Annotated in this window: 16 protein-coding genes; 6 read left to right on the forward strand and 10 right to left on the reverse strand. The window is 70.7% G+C overall.

Annotated features, from left to right (window positions below):
• Position 1 precedes the first annotated feature (1 nt).
• Positions 2-868 (forward strand): formyltetrahydrofolate deformylase, encoded by an 867-nt coding sequence (gene purU, locus SPOPO_RS0113940; RefSeq protein WP_019875444.1) that lies wholly within the window; start codon positions 2-4, stop codon positions 866-868.
• Positions 869-916: 48 nt separating this feature from the next.
• Here purU and SPOPO_RS0113945 read toward each other — a convergent pair whose 3' ends face one another.
• The 4 genes from SPOPO_RS0113945 to ilvD all read right to left on the reverse strand — a co-directional run bounded on the left by SPOPO_RS0113945 (position 917) and on the right by ilvD (position 6,253).
• The gene (locus tag SPOPO_RS0113945) at positions 917-2,356 is read right to left on the reverse strand and encodes a sensor histidine kinase (RefSeq protein WP_019875445.1); all 1,440 of its coding nucleotides are present in this window, start codon (positions 2,354-2,356) and stop codon (positions 917-919) included.
• A complete protein-coding gene (locus SPOPO_RS0113950) occupies positions 2,353-4,071 on the reverse strand; it encodes an NAD(P)/FAD-dependent oxidoreductase (protein ID WP_019875447.1) in 1,719 nt (572 codons plus the stop codon). Before SPOPO_RS0113950 ends, SPOPO_RS0113945 begins: the two co-directional genes overlap by 4 nt.
• A 2-nt stretch (positions 4,072-4,073) precedes the next feature.
• Positions 4,074-4,346 (reverse strand): hypothetical protein, encoded by a 273-nt coding sequence (locus SPOPO_RS0113955; RefSeq protein ID WP_019875449.1) that lies wholly within the window; start codon positions 4,344-4,346, stop codon positions 4,074-4,076.
• A 68-nt stretch (positions 4,347-4,414) separates the two neighbouring features.
• Positions 4,415-6,253: a dihydroxy-acid dehydratase gene (gene ilvD / locus SPOPO_RS0113960; RefSeq protein WP_019875451.1), complete on the reverse strand. Its 1,839-nt coding sequence runs from the start codon at positions 6,251-6,253 to the stop codon at positions 4,415-4,417.
• 90 nt (positions 6,254-6,343) lie between these two features.
• On the opposite strand from ilvD, the gene SPOPO_RS0113965 reads away from it, so the two are divergent.
• Positions 6,344-7,489, forward strand: coding sequence for an acyl-CoA dehydrogenase family protein (locus SPOPO_RS0113965; protein WP_019875452.1), 1,146 nt, complete (start codon positions 6,344-6,346; stop codon positions 7,487-7,489).
• 19 nt (positions 7,490-7,508) lie between these two features.
• Here the strand turns inward: SPOPO_RS0113965 and SPOPO_RS0113970 are convergent, their stop codons facing one another.
• Both SPOPO_RS0113970 and SPOPO_RS0113975 read right to left on the reverse strand, forming a co-directional pair.
• Positions 7,509-8,267 carry a DUF5134 domain-containing protein gene (locus tag SPOPO_RS0113970; protein WP_019875453.1) on the reverse strand — a complete coding sequence of 253 codons (759 nt, stop codon included), beginning with the start codon at positions 8,265-8,267 and terminating at the stop codon, positions 7,509-7,511.
• A complete protein-coding gene (locus SPOPO_RS0113975) occupies positions 8,260-9,750 on the reverse strand; it encodes a PepSY-associated TM helix domain-containing protein (protein ID WP_019875454.1) in 1,491 nt (496 codons plus the stop codon). The genes SPOPO_RS0113970 and SPOPO_RS0113975 overlap by 8 nt, the downstream gene beginning before the upstream one ends.
• A gap of 146 nt (positions 9,751-9,896) precedes the next feature.
• On the opposite strand from SPOPO_RS0113975, the gene SPOPO_RS0113980 reads away from it, so the two are divergent.
• Positions 9,897-10,835, forward strand: a complete 939-nt coding sequence (locus SPOPO_RS0113980; protein WP_033385043.1) for an LLM class F420-dependent oxidoreductase — start codon at positions 9,897-9,899, stop codon at positions 10,833-10,835.
• 77 nt (positions 10,836-10,912) lie between these two features.
• Here SPOPO_RS0113980 and SPOPO_RS0113985 read toward each other — a convergent pair whose 3' ends face one another.
• The gene (locus SPOPO_RS0113985) at positions 10,913-12,559 is read right to left on the reverse strand and encodes an AMP-binding protein (RefSeq protein WP_019875456.1); all 1,647 of its coding nucleotides are present in this window, start codon (positions 12,557-12,559) and stop codon (positions 10,913-10,915) included.
• 182 nt (positions 12,560-12,741) lie between these two features.
• Between SPOPO_RS0113985 and SPOPO_RS0113990 the strand changes: the two genes are divergently transcribed.
• The gene (locus SPOPO_RS0113990) at positions 12,742-13,500 is read left to right on the forward strand and encodes a response regulator transcription factor (RefSeq protein ID WP_019875457.1); all 759 of its coding nucleotides are present in this window, start codon (positions 12,742-12,744) and stop codon (positions 13,498-13,500) included.
• A gap of 121 nt (positions 13,501-13,621) precedes the next feature.
• Entirely contained in the window at positions 13,622-14,437 is an 816-nt protein-coding gene (locus tag SPOPO_RS0113995; protein WP_019875458.1) for a hypothetical protein, read from the forward strand.
• Between the two features lie 71 nt (positions 14,438-14,508).
• Here the strand turns inward: SPOPO_RS0113995 and SPOPO_RS29580 are convergent, their stop codons facing one another.
• Both SPOPO_RS29580 and SPOPO_RS32855 read right to left on the reverse strand, forming a co-directional pair.
• Entirely contained in the window at positions 14,509-15,786 is a 1,278-nt protein-coding gene (locus tag SPOPO_RS29580; protein WP_019875459.1) for a GspE/PulE family protein, read from the reverse strand.
• 104 nt (positions 15,787-15,890) lie between these two features.
• Entirely contained in the window at positions 15,891-16,466 is a 576-nt protein-coding gene (locus SPOPO_RS32855) for a TetR/AcrR family transcriptional regulator (RefSeq protein WP_019875460.1), read from the reverse strand.
• Between the two features lie 208 nt (positions 16,467-16,674).
• On the opposite strand from SPOPO_RS32855, the gene SPOPO_RS29590 reads away from it, so the two are divergent.
• On the forward strand, positions 16,675-18,618 hold the full coding sequence (locus SPOPO_RS29590; RefSeq protein ID WP_211210900.1) for an MFS transporter: 1,944 nt from the start codon (positions 16,675-16,677) through the stop codon (positions 18,616-18,618).
• Between the two features lie 19 nt (positions 18,619-18,637).
• Here the strand turns inward: SPOPO_RS29590 and SPOPO_RS0114015 are convergent, their stop codons facing one another.
• The gene (locus SPOPO_RS0114015; RefSeq protein WP_019875462.1) at positions 18,638-19,255 is read right to left on the reverse strand and encodes a molybdopterin-dependent oxidoreductase; all 618 of its coding nucleotides are present in this window, start codon (positions 19,253-19,255) and stop codon (positions 18,638-18,640) included.
• Between the last annotated feature and the right edge of the window lie 9 nt (positions 19,256-19,264).

Below are 19,264 nucleotides of genomic sequence, written 5' to 3' on the forward strand. Positions count from 1 at the left end.
GATGAGCGCGCACTACGTCCTTACTCTCGGCTGCCCCGACCGCACCGGCATCGTCGCCCGAATTGCCTCGTTCCTCTCCGATGCGGGCGGTTGGATCACCGAGGCGGCCTACCACGCCGACCCCGACACGAACTGGTTCTTCACCCGCCAGGTGGTGCGCGCAGACTCTCTGTCCTTCGGTCTGGAGGAGCTGCGCGACCGCTTCGCGACCCTCGCCGCCGAGCTCGGCGCCGACGCCGACTGGCGCGTCAGCGACACCACGCAGCCGGGCCGGGTCGTGATCCTGGTCTCCAAGGAGGGCCACTGCCTGTACGACCTGCTGGGTCGCTACGCGGGCAACGACCTCCCGATGGAGGTGCGGGCCGTCATCGGCAACCACAAGGACCTGGAGTCGATCACCGCCGCGCACGGCATCCCGTTCCACTACGTGCCGTTCCCCGGCCCGGGCGAGGACAAGACCGCCTCGTTCGAGGAGGTCCGCCGGCTGGTCGACGCCGAGGACCCGGACGCGATCGTGCTCGCGAAGTTCATGCAGATCGTCCCGGACTGGCTGTGCGAGCGCTGGGCCGGACGGGCGATCAACATCCACCACAGCTTTCTGCCGTCGTTCGTCGGCGGCCGGCCGTACCACCAGGCCGCCGAGCGCGGCGTCAAGCTGGTCGGCGCGACCTGCCACTACGTCACCGCCGAGCTCGACGCGGGCCCGATCATCGAGCAGGACGTCATCCGCGTCGACCACTCCGACGCCGTCGCCGACATGGTCCTCAAGGGCCGTGACATCGAGAAGGTCGTCCTCGCCCGCGGCCTCCGCTGGCACCTGGAGGACCGCGTCCTCGTCCACGGGAACAAGACCGTCGTCTTCCACTGACCGTAACGTCAGCGGAATCGAGCGCTATAGCGCGCGATCTCGCTGACGTTACGGCCCGCGCTCCGTCAACGGAAGCCGGACGATGAAGCGGGTGTCGCCGGGGACGGAGGAGACGGTGAGATCGCCGCCGTGGCGTTCGACGACGATGCGGTAGGAGATGTCGAGGCCGAGCCCGCTGCCCTGACCGACGGGCTTGGTGGTGAAGAACGGCTGGAAGATCTTGAGCTGGAGTTCGGGCGGGACGCCGGGGCCGGTGTCGCAGATCTCCACCTTGACGAAGTCGTTGTCCCGACAGCTGCGGACCGTCAGGGTCCCCTCGCCGTTCATCGCCTGCAGCGCGTTGTCGATCAGGTTCGTCCAGACCTGATTGACCTCGGCCGGGTAGACCGGCACCGGGGGGAGGTCGCGGTCGAGCTCCTTGACGATCTGGATGCCCTCGGCCTTGCCGGCCATCAGCATCAGGGTGCTCTTCAGCCCGAGATGGATGTCGACGCGCTCGTAGGGGGTGCGGTCCATGTGCGAGTACTGCTTGGCGGCGCCGACGAGGGTGGAGATGCGCGTGACGGAGTCGGTGATCTCGGTCAGCAGCGTCTCGGTCTCCAGCGCGGAGGCGAGCCAGTGCAGGGCCGGTTCGAGCATCTCGGCCGGCACACCGCCCTGGATCCGAGCCAGACAGGAGTTGGACGTGCCGGCGGCGGCGAAGATCGGCGCGAGCTGCCAGCCGCTGGTGACGCCACGCTCGTCCATCCAGTCGGAGAGTTCGTCCTCGCGTTCGGACGCCTCCAGCGCCGTGAGGTCCGGCGCCTTCGCGGCGAGGGTGACGGCCTCCTCCTGGGTCTCGACGAGCAGCCGCAGCACGTCGCGGTCGATCTGGTCGTCCGCGAGCTTGGCCAGCTTGTGCCTCATCGTGCCGACGCGCTCGCGCAGCCCGGCCGTCGCGCGGACCGCGGCCGCGGCGGGGTTGTTGAGCTCGTGCGTGAGGCCGGCGGAGAGAGCGCCGAGCGCGAGCAGTTGCTCGCGTCGTCCGACCCGCTCCTGGCTGTTGCGCATCCCGATGAACATGCCGTCGAGCAGGTGCAGCGCCATGGGAAACCAGGTCTGCATCAGTTCGACCAGCGTCGCGGCGCGCATCACGAGGACGCGGGCGTCCTGGACCACGTGGACCGACACCGTGTACCGCTGGGCGGTCTCGTCCCGGACGAAGGCGCGCATCGCGCCGGCGTACGCGCCGACCGTGCTGCTGCGGTTCACCTCGACCTCGTCGCGGCCGACGCGCTGGCACAGGCGGATCTCGCCGTCGAGCAGGAGGAGGAAGACCTCGGCGGGGTCGCCCTCGCGCAGCAGGGTCTCGCCCGCGGACGCCTCGGCCACCCAGGCGCGTTCGGTGACCCAGGCGAGCTGTTCCTCGGTGAGGTGCTCGAAGAGGAACAGGTCGCCCACCTGATCGGGCGTCAGGCGGACACCCGTGTCGATCACGATGTCGGTCATGGTCCCGCCAGAAATCGATGGGCGAGGGTGACTGCCATCGCGCCCTCGCCGACGGCGGAGGCGACGCGTTTCACCGACTCGCTGCGGACGTCGCCCGCGACGAAGACGCCGGGGACGCTGGACTCGAGGTGCCACGGGTCGCGGTCGAGCGACCAGCCGGCGGGACGCTGACCGTCGACGAGGAGGTCCGGCCCGGTGAGGAGGAAACCGCGGGGATCGCGGGCGATGGTCCCGTCGAGCCAGTCCGTGCGCGGCTGCGCGCCGATGAAGACGAAGCAGTGGCTGGCCTCGACCTCCTCGGCGACGCCGCTCTCGGTGCAGCGCAGGGTGAGGGACTCCAGGTGGCCCTCGCCGTGGACCTGCTCGACGACGGTGTGCGTCCGGACGCTGACGTTCTCGATCGCCCGGAGTTGCTCGATCAGGTAGTGCGACATGCTCGCCTCGAGCCCGGCTCCACGGACGACGAGCGTGACGGACTTCGCGCGGGCGGAGAAGAAGACCGCCGCCTGCCCCGCGGAGTTGGCGCCCCCGACGATGTACACGTCGCGGCCCTCGCAGCTCGCGGCCTCGGTGGAGGCCGAGCCGTAGTAGACGCCGCGGCCGGTCAGCTCGCGCGCACCGGGGCAGTCGAGTTCGCGGTAGTAGACGCCGGTGGCGAGAATGACGGTGTGGGCGCCGACCTCGACCCCGTCGCTGAGGCCGATGGACAGCGCCGAGCCCCGCGGGGCCAGACTTGCGGCGTGCCGCGCGGTCAGGATCTCGGTCCCGAACTTCACGGCCTGCCGCCGGGCCCGATCCGCGAGCTGCGCACCTGACACTCCGTCAGGGAAGCCCAGGTAGTTCTCGATCCGCGAGGACTGGCCGGCCTGTCCGCCCGTCGCGCGCTTTTCCACCAGCAGGGTCCGGAGGCCCTCGCTCGCGCCGTAGACGGCGGCCCCCAGCCCGGCCGGACCGCCGCCGATGACGACGAGGTCGTAGAACTCGTCGACCGGTGCGGTCGCGAGGCCGACCGCGCTCGCCAGGTCGGCCATCGCGGGCTCGACCAGCGCCCGTCCGTCCGGCGTCACCACGACGGGCAGGGTCGCGCCGTCCTGTCCGGCGGCGGCGAGGATCCGCTCACCCTCGGGGGAGTCGGCGGAGTACCACCGGTAGGGGACCGCGTTGCGGGCCAAGAAGTCGCGCGCGGTGAACGACGGCTGCGACCAGCGGTGGCCGACGACCTTCACCTCGGTGGCCGGCGCGTCCGGCTCGCGGGAGTAGCTCTCCAGCATCGCGTCGAGGACCGGGTAGAGCTTCTCCTCCGGCGGGTCCCACGGCTTGAGCAGGTAGTGGTCGACGTCGACGACGTTGATCGCCGCGATCGCGGCGTCGGTGTCGGCGTATGCGGTGAGCAGGGCACGCCGGGCGCGGGGGAACAGGTCCATCGCCTGTTCCAGGAACTCGATGCCGCTCATCTCCGGCATCCGGTAGTCGGCGAGCAGGACGGCCACGCGGCCGCCGCGAAGCTTCAGCTCGCGTAATGCCGCGAGCGCGTCCGCGCCGGACTCGGCCCGCACGATCCGGTGCCGCTCCCCGTACTTCCGGCGCAGGTCGCGGGCGACGGCACGCGAAACTGACGGGTCGTCGTCGATGGTCAGGATGACGGGGCGATCGGCAGCGCTGTCGGTACTCTCGGTGGTTCCCTCGGCCGAGGGTTGCGTCGTCACGCCGGTCATTCTTACGCGCGCGCGCCGGAAATGTCGGCGGCGAACCCGGCGATGTGGTCGATCGCGGTGTTACGTGCGCCCTCGGCGGGAGTGCGGTCCCGGCGGACCGTCAGCAGGAGTCCGCCCGGCAGGGGCGCGAGCACCGCGAGGACGAGGGGGGTCGGGTCGGCGTCCTCATCCGTCCCTACCTCCTCTCCCGCCTCGGCAGTTTCACTGGGGGTGTCACCCTTTCTGGTGGCGAAAGCCGCCTGACCGCCCACCCCAGGCGGGATGACGTCCCACACGACCCGGGTGTCAGCCCTCGTACGGGCCGACAGGGCCCTGTGCGGGACGTCATCCCGCAGAGGCAGGGTCAGGGAACGAGCCGGGCGGCGCCCTGGTCGGCCGACAGGGCCATCGAGGCGTAGGCGCGCAGCGCCGCGGAGACTGGACGCTCCCGGTTCACGGGCTGCCAGCCGGTCTTCTCCCGGGCGGCCCGGCGCGCGGCCAGCTCCTCGGGGGAGACGAGCAGCTGGATCGACCGGGTCGGGATGTCGATCTCGATGAGGTCGCCCTCCTCGACGAGACCGATCGTGCCGCCCGCGGCCGCCTCAGGGGAGACGTGGCCGATCGAGAGACCCGACGTCCCGCCGGAGAAGCGGCCGTCGGTGATCAGCGCGCAGGACGGGCCGAGGCCGCGGCCCTTGAGGAACGAGGTCGGGTAGAGCATCTCCTGCATGCCCGGCCCGCCCTTGGGACCCTCGTACCGGACGACGACCACGTCACCGGCGACGATCTTCCCGCCGAGGATCGCGGAGACCGCGTCCTCCTGAGACTCCGTCACCTTGGCCGGACCCTTGAAGTACAGCTGGTCCGCGGCGATGCCGGCGGTCTTCACGACGCAGCCGTTCTCGGCGAGGTTGCCGTAGAGGACGGCGAGGCCGCCGTCGGCGGAGTAGGCGTGCTCGACGTCGCGGATGCAGCCGTCAGCGGCGTCGGTGTCGAGGCTGTCCCAGCGTGCCGTCGAGGAGAACGCCTCGGTGGTGCGCACACCACCGGGGGCGGCGGAGAACAGCTCCAACGCCTTCGGGTTCGCGTTCTCGCGGCGGATGTCCCAGGCCGCGAGCCAGGACTCCAGGTCCGGCGAGTGGATCGTGTGGACGTTGCGCTCGAGCAGACCCGCGCGCTCGAGCTCGCCGAGCAGGGCGGGGATGCCGCCGGCCCGGTGGACGTCCTCCATGTGGTACTTCGGCGTGTTCGGCGCGACCTTGCTCAGGCACGGGGTGGAGCGCGAGAGCCGGTCGATCTCGGAGAGGTCGAAGTCGACCTCTCCCTCGCGCGCCGCGGCGAGCAGGTGCAGGACGGTGTTCGTCGAACCGCCCATCGCGATGTCGAGGCGCATCGCGTTGGCGAACGCCTCGCGGGTCGCGATGTTGCGCGGCAGCACCGAGGCGTCGTCCTCGCCGTAGTAGCGGCGGCACAGGTCGACGACGATGCGGCCGGCTTCGAGGAACAGCTCCTTGCGGGCGGCGGACGTCGCGAGCGTCGAGCCGTTGCCCGGCAGCGACAGGCCGAGAGCCTCGGTGAGGCAGTTCATCGAGTTCGCGGTGAACATGCCCGAGCACGACCCGCAGGTCGGGCAGGCGGAGCGCTCGACGTCGAGGAGTTCGGCGTCGGAGACGCTCTCGTCGGCGGACGCCGTCATCGCGGAGATCAGGTCGAGCTTGGGACGGGCCACCCCGTCGCTGACGACCACCTTCCCGGCCTCCATCGCCCCGCCGGAGACGAAGACCGTCGGGATGTTCAGCCGCATGGCGGCGATGAGCATGCCCGGGGTGATCTTGTCGCAGTTCGAGATGCAGACGAGGGCGTCGGCCTGGTGGGCCTGGACCATGTACTCGACCGAGTCCGCGATCAGCTCACGGCTCGGGAGGCTGTAGAGCATGCCGCCGTGGCCCATGGCGATGCCGTCGTCGACCGCGATCGTGTTGAACTCGCGCCCGACGCCGCCCGCGGCGGCGATCTCGGCGCAGACGAGCTGGCCGAGGTCCTTGAGATGGACGTGGCCCGGGACGAACTGCGTGAACGAATTCGCTACCGCAATGATCGGCTTCCCGAAGTCACTGTCGGTCATGCCGGTCGCGCGCCAGAGGGCGCGCGCTCCGGCCATGTTCCGGCCGTGCGTGCTGGTGCGGGAACGCAGATCTGCCATTGTTCGGTCCTAACTCGGGCGTTTTCCGGGCCTGGCCCGGCAGCGCAGCACCTCCATCGTACGAGCGATGTCGGAGGAACCTTGAGCTCCATGGATCCGTACCGGACCCCCGAACGGCTCGCGCTGCGCCAGCTGGTGCGGGCATTCGTGGTCAACGAGGTACTGCCCCACCAGGATTCCTGGGAACGCGCCGGTGAACTGCCGAGTGATCTGCACCTCGCCGCGGCGCGCGTGGGGCTGCTGGGGTTGCAGTACCCGGAATCGGCCGGGGGAGGCGGCGGGGACGCGATCGACCTGGTCACGCTGACCGAGGAGGCTCTTTACGCGGGCGCCGCGGGCGGGCTGATCGCGAGCCTGTTCACCACCGGGATCTCGGTGCCGCACCTGATCGCGGCCGGTGACCCGGGCCAGATCGAGCGCTGGGTCCGGCCCGCGCTGGCCGGGACCGCGATCGGGGCCCTGGCGATCACCGAACCCGACGGCGGCTCGGACGTCGCGGGGCTCCGGACCACCGCGGTCCGGGACGGCGACTCCTACGTGGTCAACGGGGCCAAGACCTACATCACCTCCGGGTGTCGGGCCGACTTCGTCGTGACGGCGGTGCGGACGGGCGGCCCCGGGGCCCGCGGGGTCTCCCTGCTGGTGATCGAGCGCGGGACGCCGGGGTTCACCGTCTCCCGGAAGCTGGAGAAGATGGGCTGGCTGTGCTCGGACACCGCCGAGCTCGCGTTCACCGACTGTCGCGTCCCGGTAACCAACCTCGTCGGAGCCGAGAACACCGGCTTCGTCCAGATCGCGCAGCACTTCGTCACCGAGCGGCTGATGCTCGCGGTTCAGGCCTACGCCGCGGCCCAGCGGTGCCTGGACCTGACCGTCGAGTGGTGCCGGTTGCGAGCGACGTTCGGCGAGAAGTTGATCAGCCGTCAGCTGGTGCAGCACACCCTGGTCGAGATGGCCCGGCGGATCGACGTCGCCCGCACCTACACGCGCAACCTTGCGGTCCGGTACACCGAGGGCGAGGACTGCGTGACCGAGGTCTGCTTCGCGAAGAACACCGCCGTCGAGGCCGGCGAGTGGGTCGTCGACCAGGCCGTCCAGCTCCACGGCGGGCTCGGCTACATGCGCGAGGCCGAGGTCGAGCGCCAGTACCGCGACATGCGGATCCTCGGCATCGGCGGCGGGACGTCGGAAATCCTCGCCGGGCTGGCGGCGAAGCGGCTGGGCCTCACCGACTGACGGCCGGGCTGACGTACCGTCAGGCCGCGACCGACTCCCGCTCGCGGGCGGCGACCGGGCGCGGGACGCAGGCGAGCACCACCAGGGCGATCCCGGAGACGGCCCACACCGTCTGCTCGGTCACGGCGCCGGTGCCGAAGGCCTGCTCGACGAACTCGGACGCGCCACCGTCCATCGCGAGGAACATGTAGCCCATCACCAGCGCCGACGCGGTCTGCGAGATGCGGACGTCGGGTCCGCAGGCGCCGGCGAGCTCGGCGGCGGTCCCGGTGCGCGGACCGACCGCGTACGGCAGCGCCGAGGAGCGGCGTCCGCACCGCTCGGTGAACCAGCCCTGCGCCCAGGCCGCGGCCTCGAGCAGGTAGTAGGCGATCAGCGCGTAGGTCACGACGGCGACGCCGTGCCCGCGGTGCTGCAGCCACATGTACGTCATCGCGACCATGCCGATCAGCGCTGGGACCCAGAGCAGGTTCACCGGCACCCCGCGCTGGAACTGCGCGAGCATCCACGCCGCGACCGCGATCGACAGCGCGCCGAAGATGTACTGCCACGCACGCGCCTGGCCGGGCATCGACGCCCACGGGGCGAACATCCAGACCATGCCGAGGTTCATCGCGAGGTGGGTGAAGTGCCACCCGCGGATCTGCGGCCGGTCCGGGCCGAGCGTCAGCACGTGGACGACGTGCGTCGCGGTGATGACGGTGAGGACCAGCGTCCCGAGCACCTGCACCCACAGCGGCATGAGGTTCATGCCGCCGGCGCCGTGGTGGTCATGCATGGGTGGCCGCCCTTCCCCGGCGCACCGAGCGCCAGATGCGTTCGATCACGAGGTAGAGCAGGAACGACACCGCCAGCGTCGGCAGCGCGTAGGCGAGCAGGCCGAAGACGACCATCATCGGCACCGGCACGGTCTTCCAGAGCGGCCCCGACACCCGCGGCGGGACGCCGAGGGTGCCGCGCGGACGGCGGATCCACCACATCCGGTAGCCCGCGACGATCAGCACGATCACGCCGATCGACAGTGCGGTGAGGAACAGCTGCGTCCAGATTCCGAAGAGCGTCGCCTGGTGGAAGTAGATGCCCGCCGAGGTCGCGCGGTCCATCCAGGGCTTTTCGTCCCAGTCGACGCGGTCGAGCACCGTGCCGGTGTTGCCGTCGACGGCGATCGTCGTCGGTTCCAGCGGCCACTTGGTGTCCCGGAGCTCGGCCTTCCAGCCCTTGCCCTCAGCGGTGGGCGGTGTGTACTTCACGAGGCCGTCGAGTCCCGCCGACTCGGCCGAGCGGGCGACGGTGTCGATCTGCGGCAGGACGGCCGCGGCGTCGAAGCCGGAGGCGTCCGACGGGACGTCAGATCCGCCGTTGTGCTCGGCGTGCTCATTGTGCGCCCCGCCGATCGGGGCGGACAGCGGCGCACCGCCGGGCAGGCTCGCGTCGAGCGACGGCCCGGAGTTGCTGAACGTCGCACGCAGGTCGTCGACGCGGGAGCCGGCGAAGTTCGTCCACGTCAGGCCGGTGCCGACGAGCGAGAGCAGCGCGACGGTGAGCCAGAGCCCGAGTGTGGTGTGCAGCGCGTTCGCCCGCGCGTAGGGCGTCCGGGCGCCGCGAAAGGAGAAGGCGCGGACGAACGAGCGGCGGATCGTCGGCCACTTCAGGTAGATGCCGGTGAGGATCGAGACCAGCAGCCAGCTCGCGGCGAGCTCGGACAGCGGTGCGATGTTGTCGCCGAGCCGCCAGCTCGAGTGCATGTTGCGCAGCCACTCGCCGGGTCGTTCGTCCTCGACGATCTCGCCGGTGACCTCGCCGGTCACGGGATCCACGTAGACACTCACGGCGCCGGGCGCGTGCCCGAATCCGCTCGCGGTGCCGCCGGGCGGCGCCAGCGCGACGGCGGTCGTCTCCCGGCCCTCGAACGCGTCCGGTGCGGCCGGGGTCACCGCCGTGACCGTCCAGCCCGGGTGTTCGGCACGTGCCGCCTCGACCTGTTCCGAGAGCGGTTTGGGTTCGGCCCAGTCGACCGACGACGCGCTAAGAGTCTTGTCGTGCAGCGCCGACTCGATCTGCGGGTTCCAGGCGAACAGGATCCCCGTGACCGCGAGCGACAGGATGATCGGTGCAGCGAGGAAGCCGGAGAGGAAGTGCAGACGCACCAGCAGGCGCGTCGTCTCCGGGCGGCGCCGGCGTGGGCCGGGGCCGGGCAGGACGGGTGGCGGGGGCGTGGGTCCGCCGGTCTCGGTCCGGACGGGCGCGACGTCGAGCGCCATCGGCGTCCTCCTGGTGCGGGATGCCCGTCCACTCGCCGCGGCGTCGTTGGTGCGATCGGTGTCAGGCGCTACTGCAACAGGTCGACGGCCCGGTGCCTCGAGTTCCCGGTCCGTCCCGATTCGCCCGATCGGCCTAAGGTCGTTGCGTGACTGCTCTCGAATTCGCCGTGTTCACCGAACCGCAGCAGGGCGCTTCCTACGACGATCTGCTCGCCGTCGCCCGGACCGCCGAGGACGCGGGCTACGCCGCCTTCTTCCGGTCCGACCACTACCTCGTGATGGGGGACGGGGAGGGCCTGCCCGGCCCGACCGACGCCTGGATCACGCTGGCCGGCCTGGCGCGTGAGACCTCCCGCGTCCGGCTCGGGACGCTCGTCACCGCCGCGACGTTCCGTGAGCCCGGCCCGCTCGCGATCGCGGTCGCGCAGGTCGACGGAATGTCCGGCGGCCGCGTCGAGTTCGGCCTCGGGGCCGGGTGGTACGAGCGCGAACACCAGGCCTACGGGCTCCGCTTCCCGGACACCGGTGAGCGGTTCGACCGCTTCGCCGAGCAGCTCGAGGTCATCACCGGCCTGTGGGCGACCGAAGGCGGCTTCACGTTCTCGGGCAAGCACTACGAGGTGCTCGACTCGCCCGGCCTGCCGAAGCCGACCCAGCGGCCCGGCCCGCCGGTCGTCATCGGCGGTGTCGGCGCCAAGCGGACCCCGGCCCTGGCCGCGCAGTTCGCCGCCGAGTTCAACGTCGCGTTCCAGCCGCTGGAGACCGCGACGACGCAGTTCGCCCGCGTCGACGACGCCTGCCGCGCGATCGGCCGCGACCCGGCGACGATGCGCCGCTCGCTCGCCCAGGTCGTCTGCGTCGGCCGCGACGACGCCGAGGTCGCCCGCCGCGCTGCCGCGATCGGCCGCGAGGTCGACGAGCTCAAGGAGAACGGCCTCGCCGGCACCCCCGCGGAGGTCGTCGACAAGATCGGCCGTCTCCTCGAGGCGACCGGCATCGTCCGGGTCTACCTCCAGACCCTGGACCTCGCCGACCTCGACCACGTCGAACTGATCGCCGCCGAGGTCCGCCCCGCCTTCGCCTGACCCCGTCAGAAAAGGGTGACACCCCTTACTCCGCAGTAAGGGGTGTCACCCTTTCTTGACACAGGTCAGACGGGCTGTCAGACCGGCTTCGAGCCGTCCTCGCCAGGGGCGAGGTCGAGCTGCTGGGCCATGCGCTCGCGGAGGATGTTCTTCTGGATCTTGCCGGTGACGGTCATCGGGTAGTCGTCGACGATCACGACGTACTTCGGGATCTTGTGGTGGGAGATCTTGCCGGTGCAGAACTCGCGGACCGCCGCGGCGTCGAGGGTCTTGCCCTCGGCGACCTTGACGCAGGCGCAGAGCTCCTCGCCGAACCTCTCGTCGGGGACGCCGACGACCTGGACGTCGACGATGTCCGGGTGTGTGTAGAGGAACTCCTCGATCTCGCGGGGGGCGATGTTCTCCCCGCCGCGGATGACGGTGTCCTTGATGCGGCCGACGATCTTGACGTAGCCGTCAGCGTCCATCTCGGCGAGGTCGCCGGTGCGCATCCAGCCGGCCTCGTCGATGGCCTCGGCGGTCTTCTCGGGGTCGTTCCAGTAGCCGCGCATCACCGAGTAGCCGCGGGTGCGGAACTCGCCGCGAGTGCCGCGGGGGACGATCTTGTTGGTCTCGGGGTCGACGATCGCGATCTCCAGGTGCGGGTGCACGCGGCCGATCGTGGAGACGCGACGCTCGAGGTCGTCGTCGGTACGGGTGTGGCACGAGACCGGCGAGGTCTCGGTCATCCCGTAGGCGATCGTCACCTCGGACATGCCCATCTCCGACACGACGCGCTTCATGACCTCGACCGGGCAGGGGGAGCCGGCCATGATGCCGGTCCGCAGGCTGGTGAGGTCGAGGTCGCCGATCGACGGGTCGGCGAGCATCGCGATGAACATCGTCGGGACCCCGTAGAGCGAGGTGCAGCGCTCCTGCGCCACGGCCTTCAGCGTCGCGGCCGGGTCGAACGCGGGGGCGGGGATGACGACCGTCGCGCCGTGGGAGAGGCCCGCGAGGTTGCCCATGACCATGCCGAAGCAGTGGTAGAAGGGCACCGGCACGCAGACCCGGTCATCGGACGTGTATCTGCAGACGGCACCGACGAAGTAGCCGTTGTTCAGGATGTTGTGGTGGGTCAGCGTCGCGCCCTTGGGGAAGCCCGTCGTGCCCGAGGTGTACTGGATGTTGATCGGGTCGTCGAAGCTCAGTGAGTCCTGACGCTCCATCACCTCGGGGCCGGGCTCGGTGCCGGTCGAGAGCTGGGTCCACTCCGGGTCGCCGATGAAGACGATGTCCGCAAGCTCGGGGCACTCGGGCGCGACCTCGCCGACCATCGCGCGGTAGTCGCTGGTCTTGAAGGACGGGACCGTGATCAGCATCCGGCTGCCCGACTGGTTGAGCACGTACTTGAGCTCGTGGGTCCGGTACGCCGGGTTGACGACGACCAGGATCGCGCCGACGCGCGCGGCCGCGTACTGGGTGATGACCCACTCGCCGAGGTTCGGCGCCCACAGCGCCACCCGGTCGCCGGCCTGAATGCCCTTGGCGAGCAGCCCGGCGGCCAGGCGGGAGACGTCCGCGTCGAGCTCGGCGAACGTCCAGCGCTTGCCGGCCTGGACGTCGACCAGGGCCTCGAGGTCGCCGTTGTCCCGGGCCCGGCGGGTCAGAACCGCGCCGATCGTCTCGCCGAGCAGCGGGACGTCGGACGTGCCGGAGGCGTAGGACGGGGCGGGGGCAGACATCAGTCGAGCTCCTTTGCGGTCACACAGACGTGCCGGGGACAGCGTGTTCTCCCTACGAGGATCTCTCCGACCTGCGGTTTTTGCCAGGCCGGGGGCCCGCGGCACCAACGGTTGATGGGGTCACAGCGCACCCACAAGGTCGGCACAGAGCTGCGACAGACCCCCGACCGACAGTAATCGGCATGACGACGTTGATCCCGAACCCGTCCAGCCCCGTCGAGCCCGCCGAGCGCCCGATCGTGCGCCACCCCGACGGCAGCCCGGTGCGCGTCCTGGTCGTCGACGACGAGCAGAGCCTGTCCGAGTTGTTGCAGATGGCACTGCGCTACGAGGGCTGGGAGATCCGGACCGCCGCCAACGGCTCGGACGCCCTCCGCGTCGCCCGCGAGTTCCGGCCCGACGCGGTCGTGCTCGACATCATGCTGCCCGACATGGACGGTCTGACCGTTCTGCACAAGCTGCGCGCCGAGGCCGACACCCCGGTGCTGTTCCTGACCGCGAAGGACGCCGTCGCCGACCGCGTCGCCGGCCTGACCGCCGGGGGCGACGACTACGTCACCAAGCCGTTCAGCCTCGAGGAGGTCGTGGCGCGCCTGCGCAGCCTCGTCCGCCGCTCGCTCGCGGCCGGCAACGCCAACGCGAACCGCCTCGTCGTCGGCGACCTCGTCATGGACGAGGACAGCCACGAGGTCCGCCGCGGGGGCGAGGAGATCAAGCTGACCGCGACCGAGTTCGAGCTGCTCCGCTACCTGATGCGCAACCCGAAGCGGGTGCTCTCGAAGGCCCAGATCCTCGACCGCGTCTGGAAGTACGACTTCGGCGGCCAGGCGAACGTCGTCGAGATCTACATCTGCTACCTGCGCAAGAAGATCGATGCCGGCCGCGAGCCGATGATCCACACCCTCCGCGGCGCCGGCTACGTGCTGAAACCCGCCGCCTGAGCTGCCGCCGCCTGACCTGTCCGCCTTCTTCGGGTCAGACGGCGGCGCGGGGGATCGTGCGTCCGACGATGTGGCTGCAATAGCAACCACATCGTCGGACGCAACGCGGTTGGATGGGGGCGTGCGCGCGGACCTCGATCTGAACGACCTCGACGAGGTTCGGCGCCGGGTCGTGGATCCGGTGCTGAGCGCGATGCTGCGGCCGGGGGAGCTGGTCTCCGCCGACCTCGTCGTCGCCGACGACTGGCCCGACACCGACGAGACCCGCTGGGCCTGGAAGCGGTGGCCGAACAACCCGAACGCCGCCCGGCCGGGGGACGAGCCGGACTCGCTCTACCTGGTGATCCGGGCGATCGAGGGCGAGGAACACACCGCCTGGCTCGGAACACTCGGGTTCTACCTCCACGACGTCGACGACATCGTGGAACGGTTGGTGTCCGACCTCAACGACTGGATCTGTGAGACGCGTTTCGGCTGGGGTCAGCTTCGGGGGATGGACACGGAGCCACCCGGGCCGCGGGCGGAACCGTCCGGGCGCTCGGTCGTCGGGCTCTGGGTCGGGGTGCGGACCGTCGAGGTGACGATCGACCGGCGCCCCGTCGACCCCGCGACCCTCGGCCTGTCGGACGAGCTGCTCGCCGACCTCCAAGCCTGGCGTGACCGCTTCGAGGACTGGGCCACTGCGGCCGACGCGGAGGCTCAACGTCGTTCCGAGACGTTGCAAGCGCAACCGTCGGGGTTCACCGTCACCTACGTCGACGCCGCGAAGACCGAGGAGGAGGTCGCCGCCGTCCGCGCCGCCCGGGATGAGGCCCACCTCGGGTCGTGGCGCCGCGCGGTCGCGGAACTCGAACCCGCCCGCGACGCCCTGCTGGCCCGGCTGGCGACCGAGCTCGGCCACGCCTACGTCGCGCCCCCGCCGGCCCGGATCCGCTGAACCTGGCTTGCGTCCGGGAAAGTGGTCGTCGGGGCGACCGTTTTCACGGACGTAACGGGGTCAGGGGATGATCACTCCGCGGCGATGACGCGGAGGACCTCGTCGAGGGTGGTGAGGTCCTCGGAGACGAGGCGGACGGCTTCGGTGATCAGGGTGGGCATGCCCTCGGCGATGGCTTCGAAGCGGACGACGTCGGCGTTGGCGCCGTCGGCGACGAGGGCGCGGATCGAGGGGGTCATGCGGAGCATCTCGTAGACGCCGACGCGGTCGTGGTAGCCGGTGCCGCCGCAGGCGGAACAGCCGGTGCCGACGAGGAACTCGGCCTTCGGGGTACCGCCGTGCCGGAGGTAGATCGCGCGTTGCTCGGGGGTGGGCTCGGCGGGGCGGGCGCACGTCGGGCAGGTCCGCCGCAGCAGTCGCTGCGCCATCACGGTCAGGACCGAGGACGTCACGAGGTACGGCTCGACGCCCATCTCCAGGAACCGGTACAGCGCGGAGACCGAGTCGCGGGCGTGGACGGTCGAGAGGACGAGGTGCCCGGTGAGCGCGGCCTGCACGGCGATCTTCGCGGTCTCCGGGTCGCGGATCTCGCCGACGAGGATGACGTCCGGGTCCTGGCGCAGCAGCGAGCGCAGGCCGGTCGCGAACGTGGTTCCGATCGCAGGGTTGATCTGGATCTGCGTGATGGTGTCGACGACGTACTCGACGGGGTCCTCGATCGAGCAGAGGTTCGCGCCGACGGAGTCGAGCTCGCCGAGGGTCGCGTAGAGCGTCGTGGTCTTGCCGCTGCCGGTCGGGCCGGAGCACAGCAGCATGCCGGAGGTGTTCGCGGCCGCGGCGGCCCAGGCGCGGGCGGTCTCGGGGTGCATGCCGAGCTCGGCGTAGCGGACGCGACGGCGCTCGGACTCGAGCAGCCGCAGCACGACCTTCTCGCCGTTGACCCCGAGGGTGGTCGACACCCGGACATCCACCGCGCGTTCGCCGCGCGCATCAGCGGTCCGGAAGATGAACTGGCCGTCCTGGGGACGGCGCTTCTCGACGATGTCCATGCCGGCGAGGACCTTGATGCGGCTGACCACGCCGGCGGCGAGCTCGAGCGGCATCTGCAGGACCTCGTGCAGCACCCCGTCAACCCGGTACCGGACGCGGACGCGGTACTCCTGCGGCTCGATGTGGATGTCCGACGCGCGGTCGGTCAGCGCGTGCGAGACGAGTTCGTCGACGACCTCGACGGGGGAGATGTCCGCGCCGATCGTGACCAGACCGGCGGCACGGCCGAGGACGCCGATCACCTCGGCCGGGCCGCCGTTCGACACCGAGCCCGACCCGGGCCACCAGCGCGCACGCACAATGTCCCGTCCTCCGGTCGGCAGCGTCGTGACCTGTTTGTCGGTCCGTGGGCGCCGCGACTTGACGGTGTTGGCGGGTGAATGGCGGGAATTGAACCGACGCGTCAGGACTGCGCGTTGCGCACGATCGAGGCGGCGACGTCCCGCGCGATGCGGAAGACCACGTCCGGCTCGAGCGGCAGACCCTCGGACGCGATCGCGGCCATGTGCATCGCGAGCAGCGCCATCCGCACCTGCAGCCGCAGCTCGGGGCGAGCCTCGGGGCCGACGACGGTCGCCGCGATCCGGTCGACGGCCCGCCGCGGACCTTCCCCGGAGACCAGGCCGAGCTCGCGCATCAGGCGCTGGTTGGCGTTGATGAACTTGCCGATCTGCAGGCCCTGGGCGCGGACCAGGTCCGCCCACCGGGCGAGCAGCTCGTCGAGGTCGGGGCGGGTCTGCTCGGCCCAGGTCACGATCTCCTCGACGGCGTCGAGGTAGCTCCCGACGAGCTCGCGGGCGATCTCTTCCTTGCTCGTGAAGTGGTGGTACAGCGCGGCCTTGGTGACGCCGAGCTCCTCGGCGACCTGGCGCATGGAGACCCCGTCGTAGCCGTCGCGGCTGAACAGGTCGAGCGCCGTCGAGAGCGCGCGGGCACGGGTACCCGGGGTCGGCGCCTGCGGCGCCGGCTCGGCACTCATCGGGCCTCCTGGGAAAACGTTCGTCGCGAAAATCCAGTCGCATCCGCGCGGGCTGCGAGTAAATCTAGGGGGTGTAGACCTCATCCGTTCGGCCAGTTCTGCCTCGAACGGAATGTGCGCGCCGGCAAATGCGTTGCGAGCTTACCGACCGGTCAGTTAGCTTAGGTGGCCGGAGGGGAACGCACAGCCGAACGGCAGGAGTCCACGCATGTCCCAGGAGGCACCGGCAGCGCCGGCCGCCCCGCCTGCCTCGCGCCCGGTCGACGAATTCGGGTACGAGCAGCGATCACATCGCGAAATTCTTCTCGTGATGTCGGGTCTGATGATCGCGATGATGCTCGCGATGCTCGACAACATGATCGTCGCGCCGGCGTTGCCGACGATCGTCGGTGAGCTCGGGGGGCTCGAGCACCTGGCCTGGGTGACCACGGCCTACATCCTCGGCGTCGCCGTCGCGACCCCCGTGTGGGGCAAGCTGATGGATCTCTTCGACCGGAAGCTGATCTTCGTCGGCTCGATCGTGATGTTCCTGGTCGGCTCCGCGCTGTGCGGCATGGCTCAGAGCATGACCGAACTGATCCTGTTCCGCGCCTTCCAGGGTCTGGGCGCGGGCGGTCTGATCGTGGGCGTCATGGCGGTGATGGCCGTGATCGTGCCGCCCCGCGAGCGGGGCAAGTACGCCGGCTACTTCATGGCGATCATGCCGGTGTCGATGATCGCCGGTCCGCTCATCGGCGGCTGGATCACCGACCACGCCTCGTGGCGCTGGGCGTTCTACGTGAACGTGCCTGTCGGTGGCCTCGCGCTGTTCGTGGTCATGGCGACCATGCACCTGCCGAAGCCGCCGAAGAAGAAGGTCTCCATCGACTGGTGGGGCACCGGCCTGATGGTCACCTGGGTCACCGCGATCATCCTCGTCACCAGCTGGGGCGGCACCGAGTACGGCTGGGGCTCCCCGACGATCCTCGGGCTGGTCGCGGTCAGCGTGATCGGGTTCGTCGCCTTCCTCGGCGTCGAGCGCAGGGCGGCCGAGCCGGTCCTGCCGCTCGGGGTCTTCCGCAACTCGAACTTCACCTACGTCGCGGTGCTCAGCTTCGCGGTCGGGTTCGTGATGTTCGGCGGCATGACCTTCCTGCCGCAGTTCCAGCAGTACGTGCAGGGGCAGTCCGCCACCAACTCCGGTCTGCTGCTGATGCCGATGATGGTGGGCTCGCTGTTCACCAGCGTCACCTCGGGCCAGCTGATCACCAAGACCGGGTCGTACCGGATCTACCCGATTCTCGGCACCGTGGCGATGGCCGTCGGCCTCGCGCTGATGGCGACCATGGGCACCGGGACCGGCGAGGTCGAGACCGGCATCTACATGTTCATCATGGGCTCCGGCATGGGCCTGCTGTTCCAGTCGACGATGCTGATCGCGCAGAACAGCGTCGAGATGAAGGACATCGGCGCGGCCACCGCGACCGCGACCTTCGTCCGCAGCATGGGCGGCTCGCTGGGTGTCAGCGCGCTGGGCGCGATCTACGCGCACCAGCTCACCGGCACCATCACCGACCGCCTCGGGCCAAACAACCCGGTCGGCGACGGCACCGAGCTCTCGCCCGAGGTCGTCCGGACCATGCCCGAGCAGGTCGTCGACGCGATCCAGCACGGCATCGTCGACGGCCTCTCGCCGGTCTTCGTGGTGTCCGCGATCCTCGCGGCCCTCGCGATCCCGGCGGCGCTCGCGATCAAGCACGTCCCGCTCCGCGGCGGGCCGGGCTCGGCGCCGGCGCCGGCCGCGCCGGCCGCGCCGGCTCCCGTTTCCCCGGAGACGATGAGCAAGGCGACCGCCGCCGCGACCGAGGCGTCGACGCTCACCGTGCGACCGGTGGGCCCGGGCCTGGTGGTCCGCGGCGTCGACGGGGCTCCGGTTCCGGGGGCGTCGGTGACGCTGCTGAGTCGGTCGGGTCGTGAGCTCGAGGTCGGCACGGCGGACGAGACCGGGTCGTACCTGCCCTCGGCCGCCGGCGCCGAGGCGTACGCGGTGATTGCGTCCGCCCCGGGCTACGCCCCGCACGCCGGGCGCATCGCTCCGCCGAACGGGGTCGCGCAGAAGGTCGTGCTGACGCCGCTGGGCGCCGAGCAGCCGGTCGGTCAGACGGTCAGCTGAGCCGCTCGGCAGGACCCGCTCAGATCAGGTCTTCCTTGGGAGGCCCGGGAAGCGTGTGGCGCTGCTCCAGCCAGCAGTTGCCGACGCGGTGGTAACCCCGGGCCTCCCAGAAGCCGAGGGTGTCCGGCGTGACGTAGTCCCAGCCGCGGAACCACTTCGGACCCTTCCAGCAGTACAGGTGGGGCAGCACGAGCCGGACCGGCGCGCCGTGCTCCGCCGAGAGCGGGACGCCGTTGAGCGTCGTGGCAATCAGTGCCTGCGGGGATCGCAGGTCCTCGACGGTGACGTTCGCCGAGTAGCCGTACTCGCCGTAGACGAGGACGTCGGTGACGCCGGGCGGCGGCGGGGCCACCTCGAGCAGCGTCGCGGCCGGCACGCCCTCCCACTCCAGGTCGAGGCAGCTCCAGCCGCTGGCGCAGTGCAGGTCGGCGGTGACGCCGGTGGCCGGGGCATCGAGCAGTTCCGCGACGGAAGTCGTCACGGCGCGGTCGGCGAGCTGACCACCGACCGCGATCGGCCACGGGTCAGGTTTGCGACGAGGGACGGGGCCGTAGTGGCGGACCGGCAGGTCCGGTCGCGCCTTCTGACCCGGCGGCAGCGGGTGGTCCTGGTCGGACGTCGAGTCGGGCGCGGCCACGATCCCAGC

It is taken from the genome of Sporichthya polymorpha DSM 43042 (genome assembly GCF_000384115.1).
In the GTDB taxonomy this organism is placed as follows: Bacteria; Actinomycetota; Actinomycetes; order Sporichthyales; family Sporichthyaceae; genus Sporichthya; species Sporichthya polymorpha.

Excerpts from the sequence above, each read along its gene's own strand:
- SPOPO_RS0113975 (WP_019875454.1), bottom strand. The coding sequence starts at position 9,750 with ATGGCGCTCGACGTCGCGCCCGTCCGGACCGAGACCGGCGGACCCACG.
- SPOPO_RS29590 (WP_211210900.1), top strand. The coding sequence starts at position 16,675 with ATGTCCCAGGAGGCACCGGCAGCGCCGGCCGCCCCGCCTGCCTCGCGC.
- SPOPO_RS0113985 (WP_019875456.1), bottom strand. The coding sequence starts at position 12,559 with ATGTCTGCCCCCGCCCCGTCCTACGCCTCCGGCACGTCCGACGTCCCG.
- SPOPO_RS0113990 (WP_019875457.1), top strand. The coding sequence starts at position 12,742 with ATGACGACGTTGATCCCGAACCCGTCCAGCCCCGTCGAGCCCGCCGAG.
- SPOPO_RS0113950 (WP_019875447.1), bottom strand. The coding sequence starts at position 4,071 with ATGACCGGCGTGACGACGCAACCCTCGGCCGAGGGAACCACCGAGAGT.
- SPOPO_RS0113970 (WP_019875453.1), bottom strand. The coding sequence starts at position 8,267 with ATGCATGACCACCACGGCGCCGGCGGCATGAACCTCATGCCGCTGTGG.
- SPOPO_RS0113965 (WP_019875452.1), top strand. The coding sequence starts at position 6,344 with ATGGATCCGTACCGGACCCCCGAACGGCTCGCGCTGCGCCAGCTGGTG.
- purU (WP_019875444.1), top strand. The coding sequence starts at position 2 with ATGAGCGCGCACTACGTCCTTACTCTCGGCTGCCCCGACCGCACCGGC.
- SPOPO_RS0113945 (WP_019875445.1), bottom strand. The coding sequence starts at position 2,356 with ATGACCGACATCGTGATCGACACGGGTGTCCGCCTGACGCCCGATCAG.
- ilvD (WP_019875451.1), bottom strand. The coding sequence starts at position 6,253 with ATGGCAGATCTGCGTTCCCGCACCAGCACGCACGGCCGGAACATGGCC.
- SPOPO_RS32855 (WP_019875460.1), bottom strand. The coding sequence starts at position 16,466 with ATGAGTGCCGAGCCGGCGCCGCAGGCGCCGACCCCGGGTACCCGTGCC.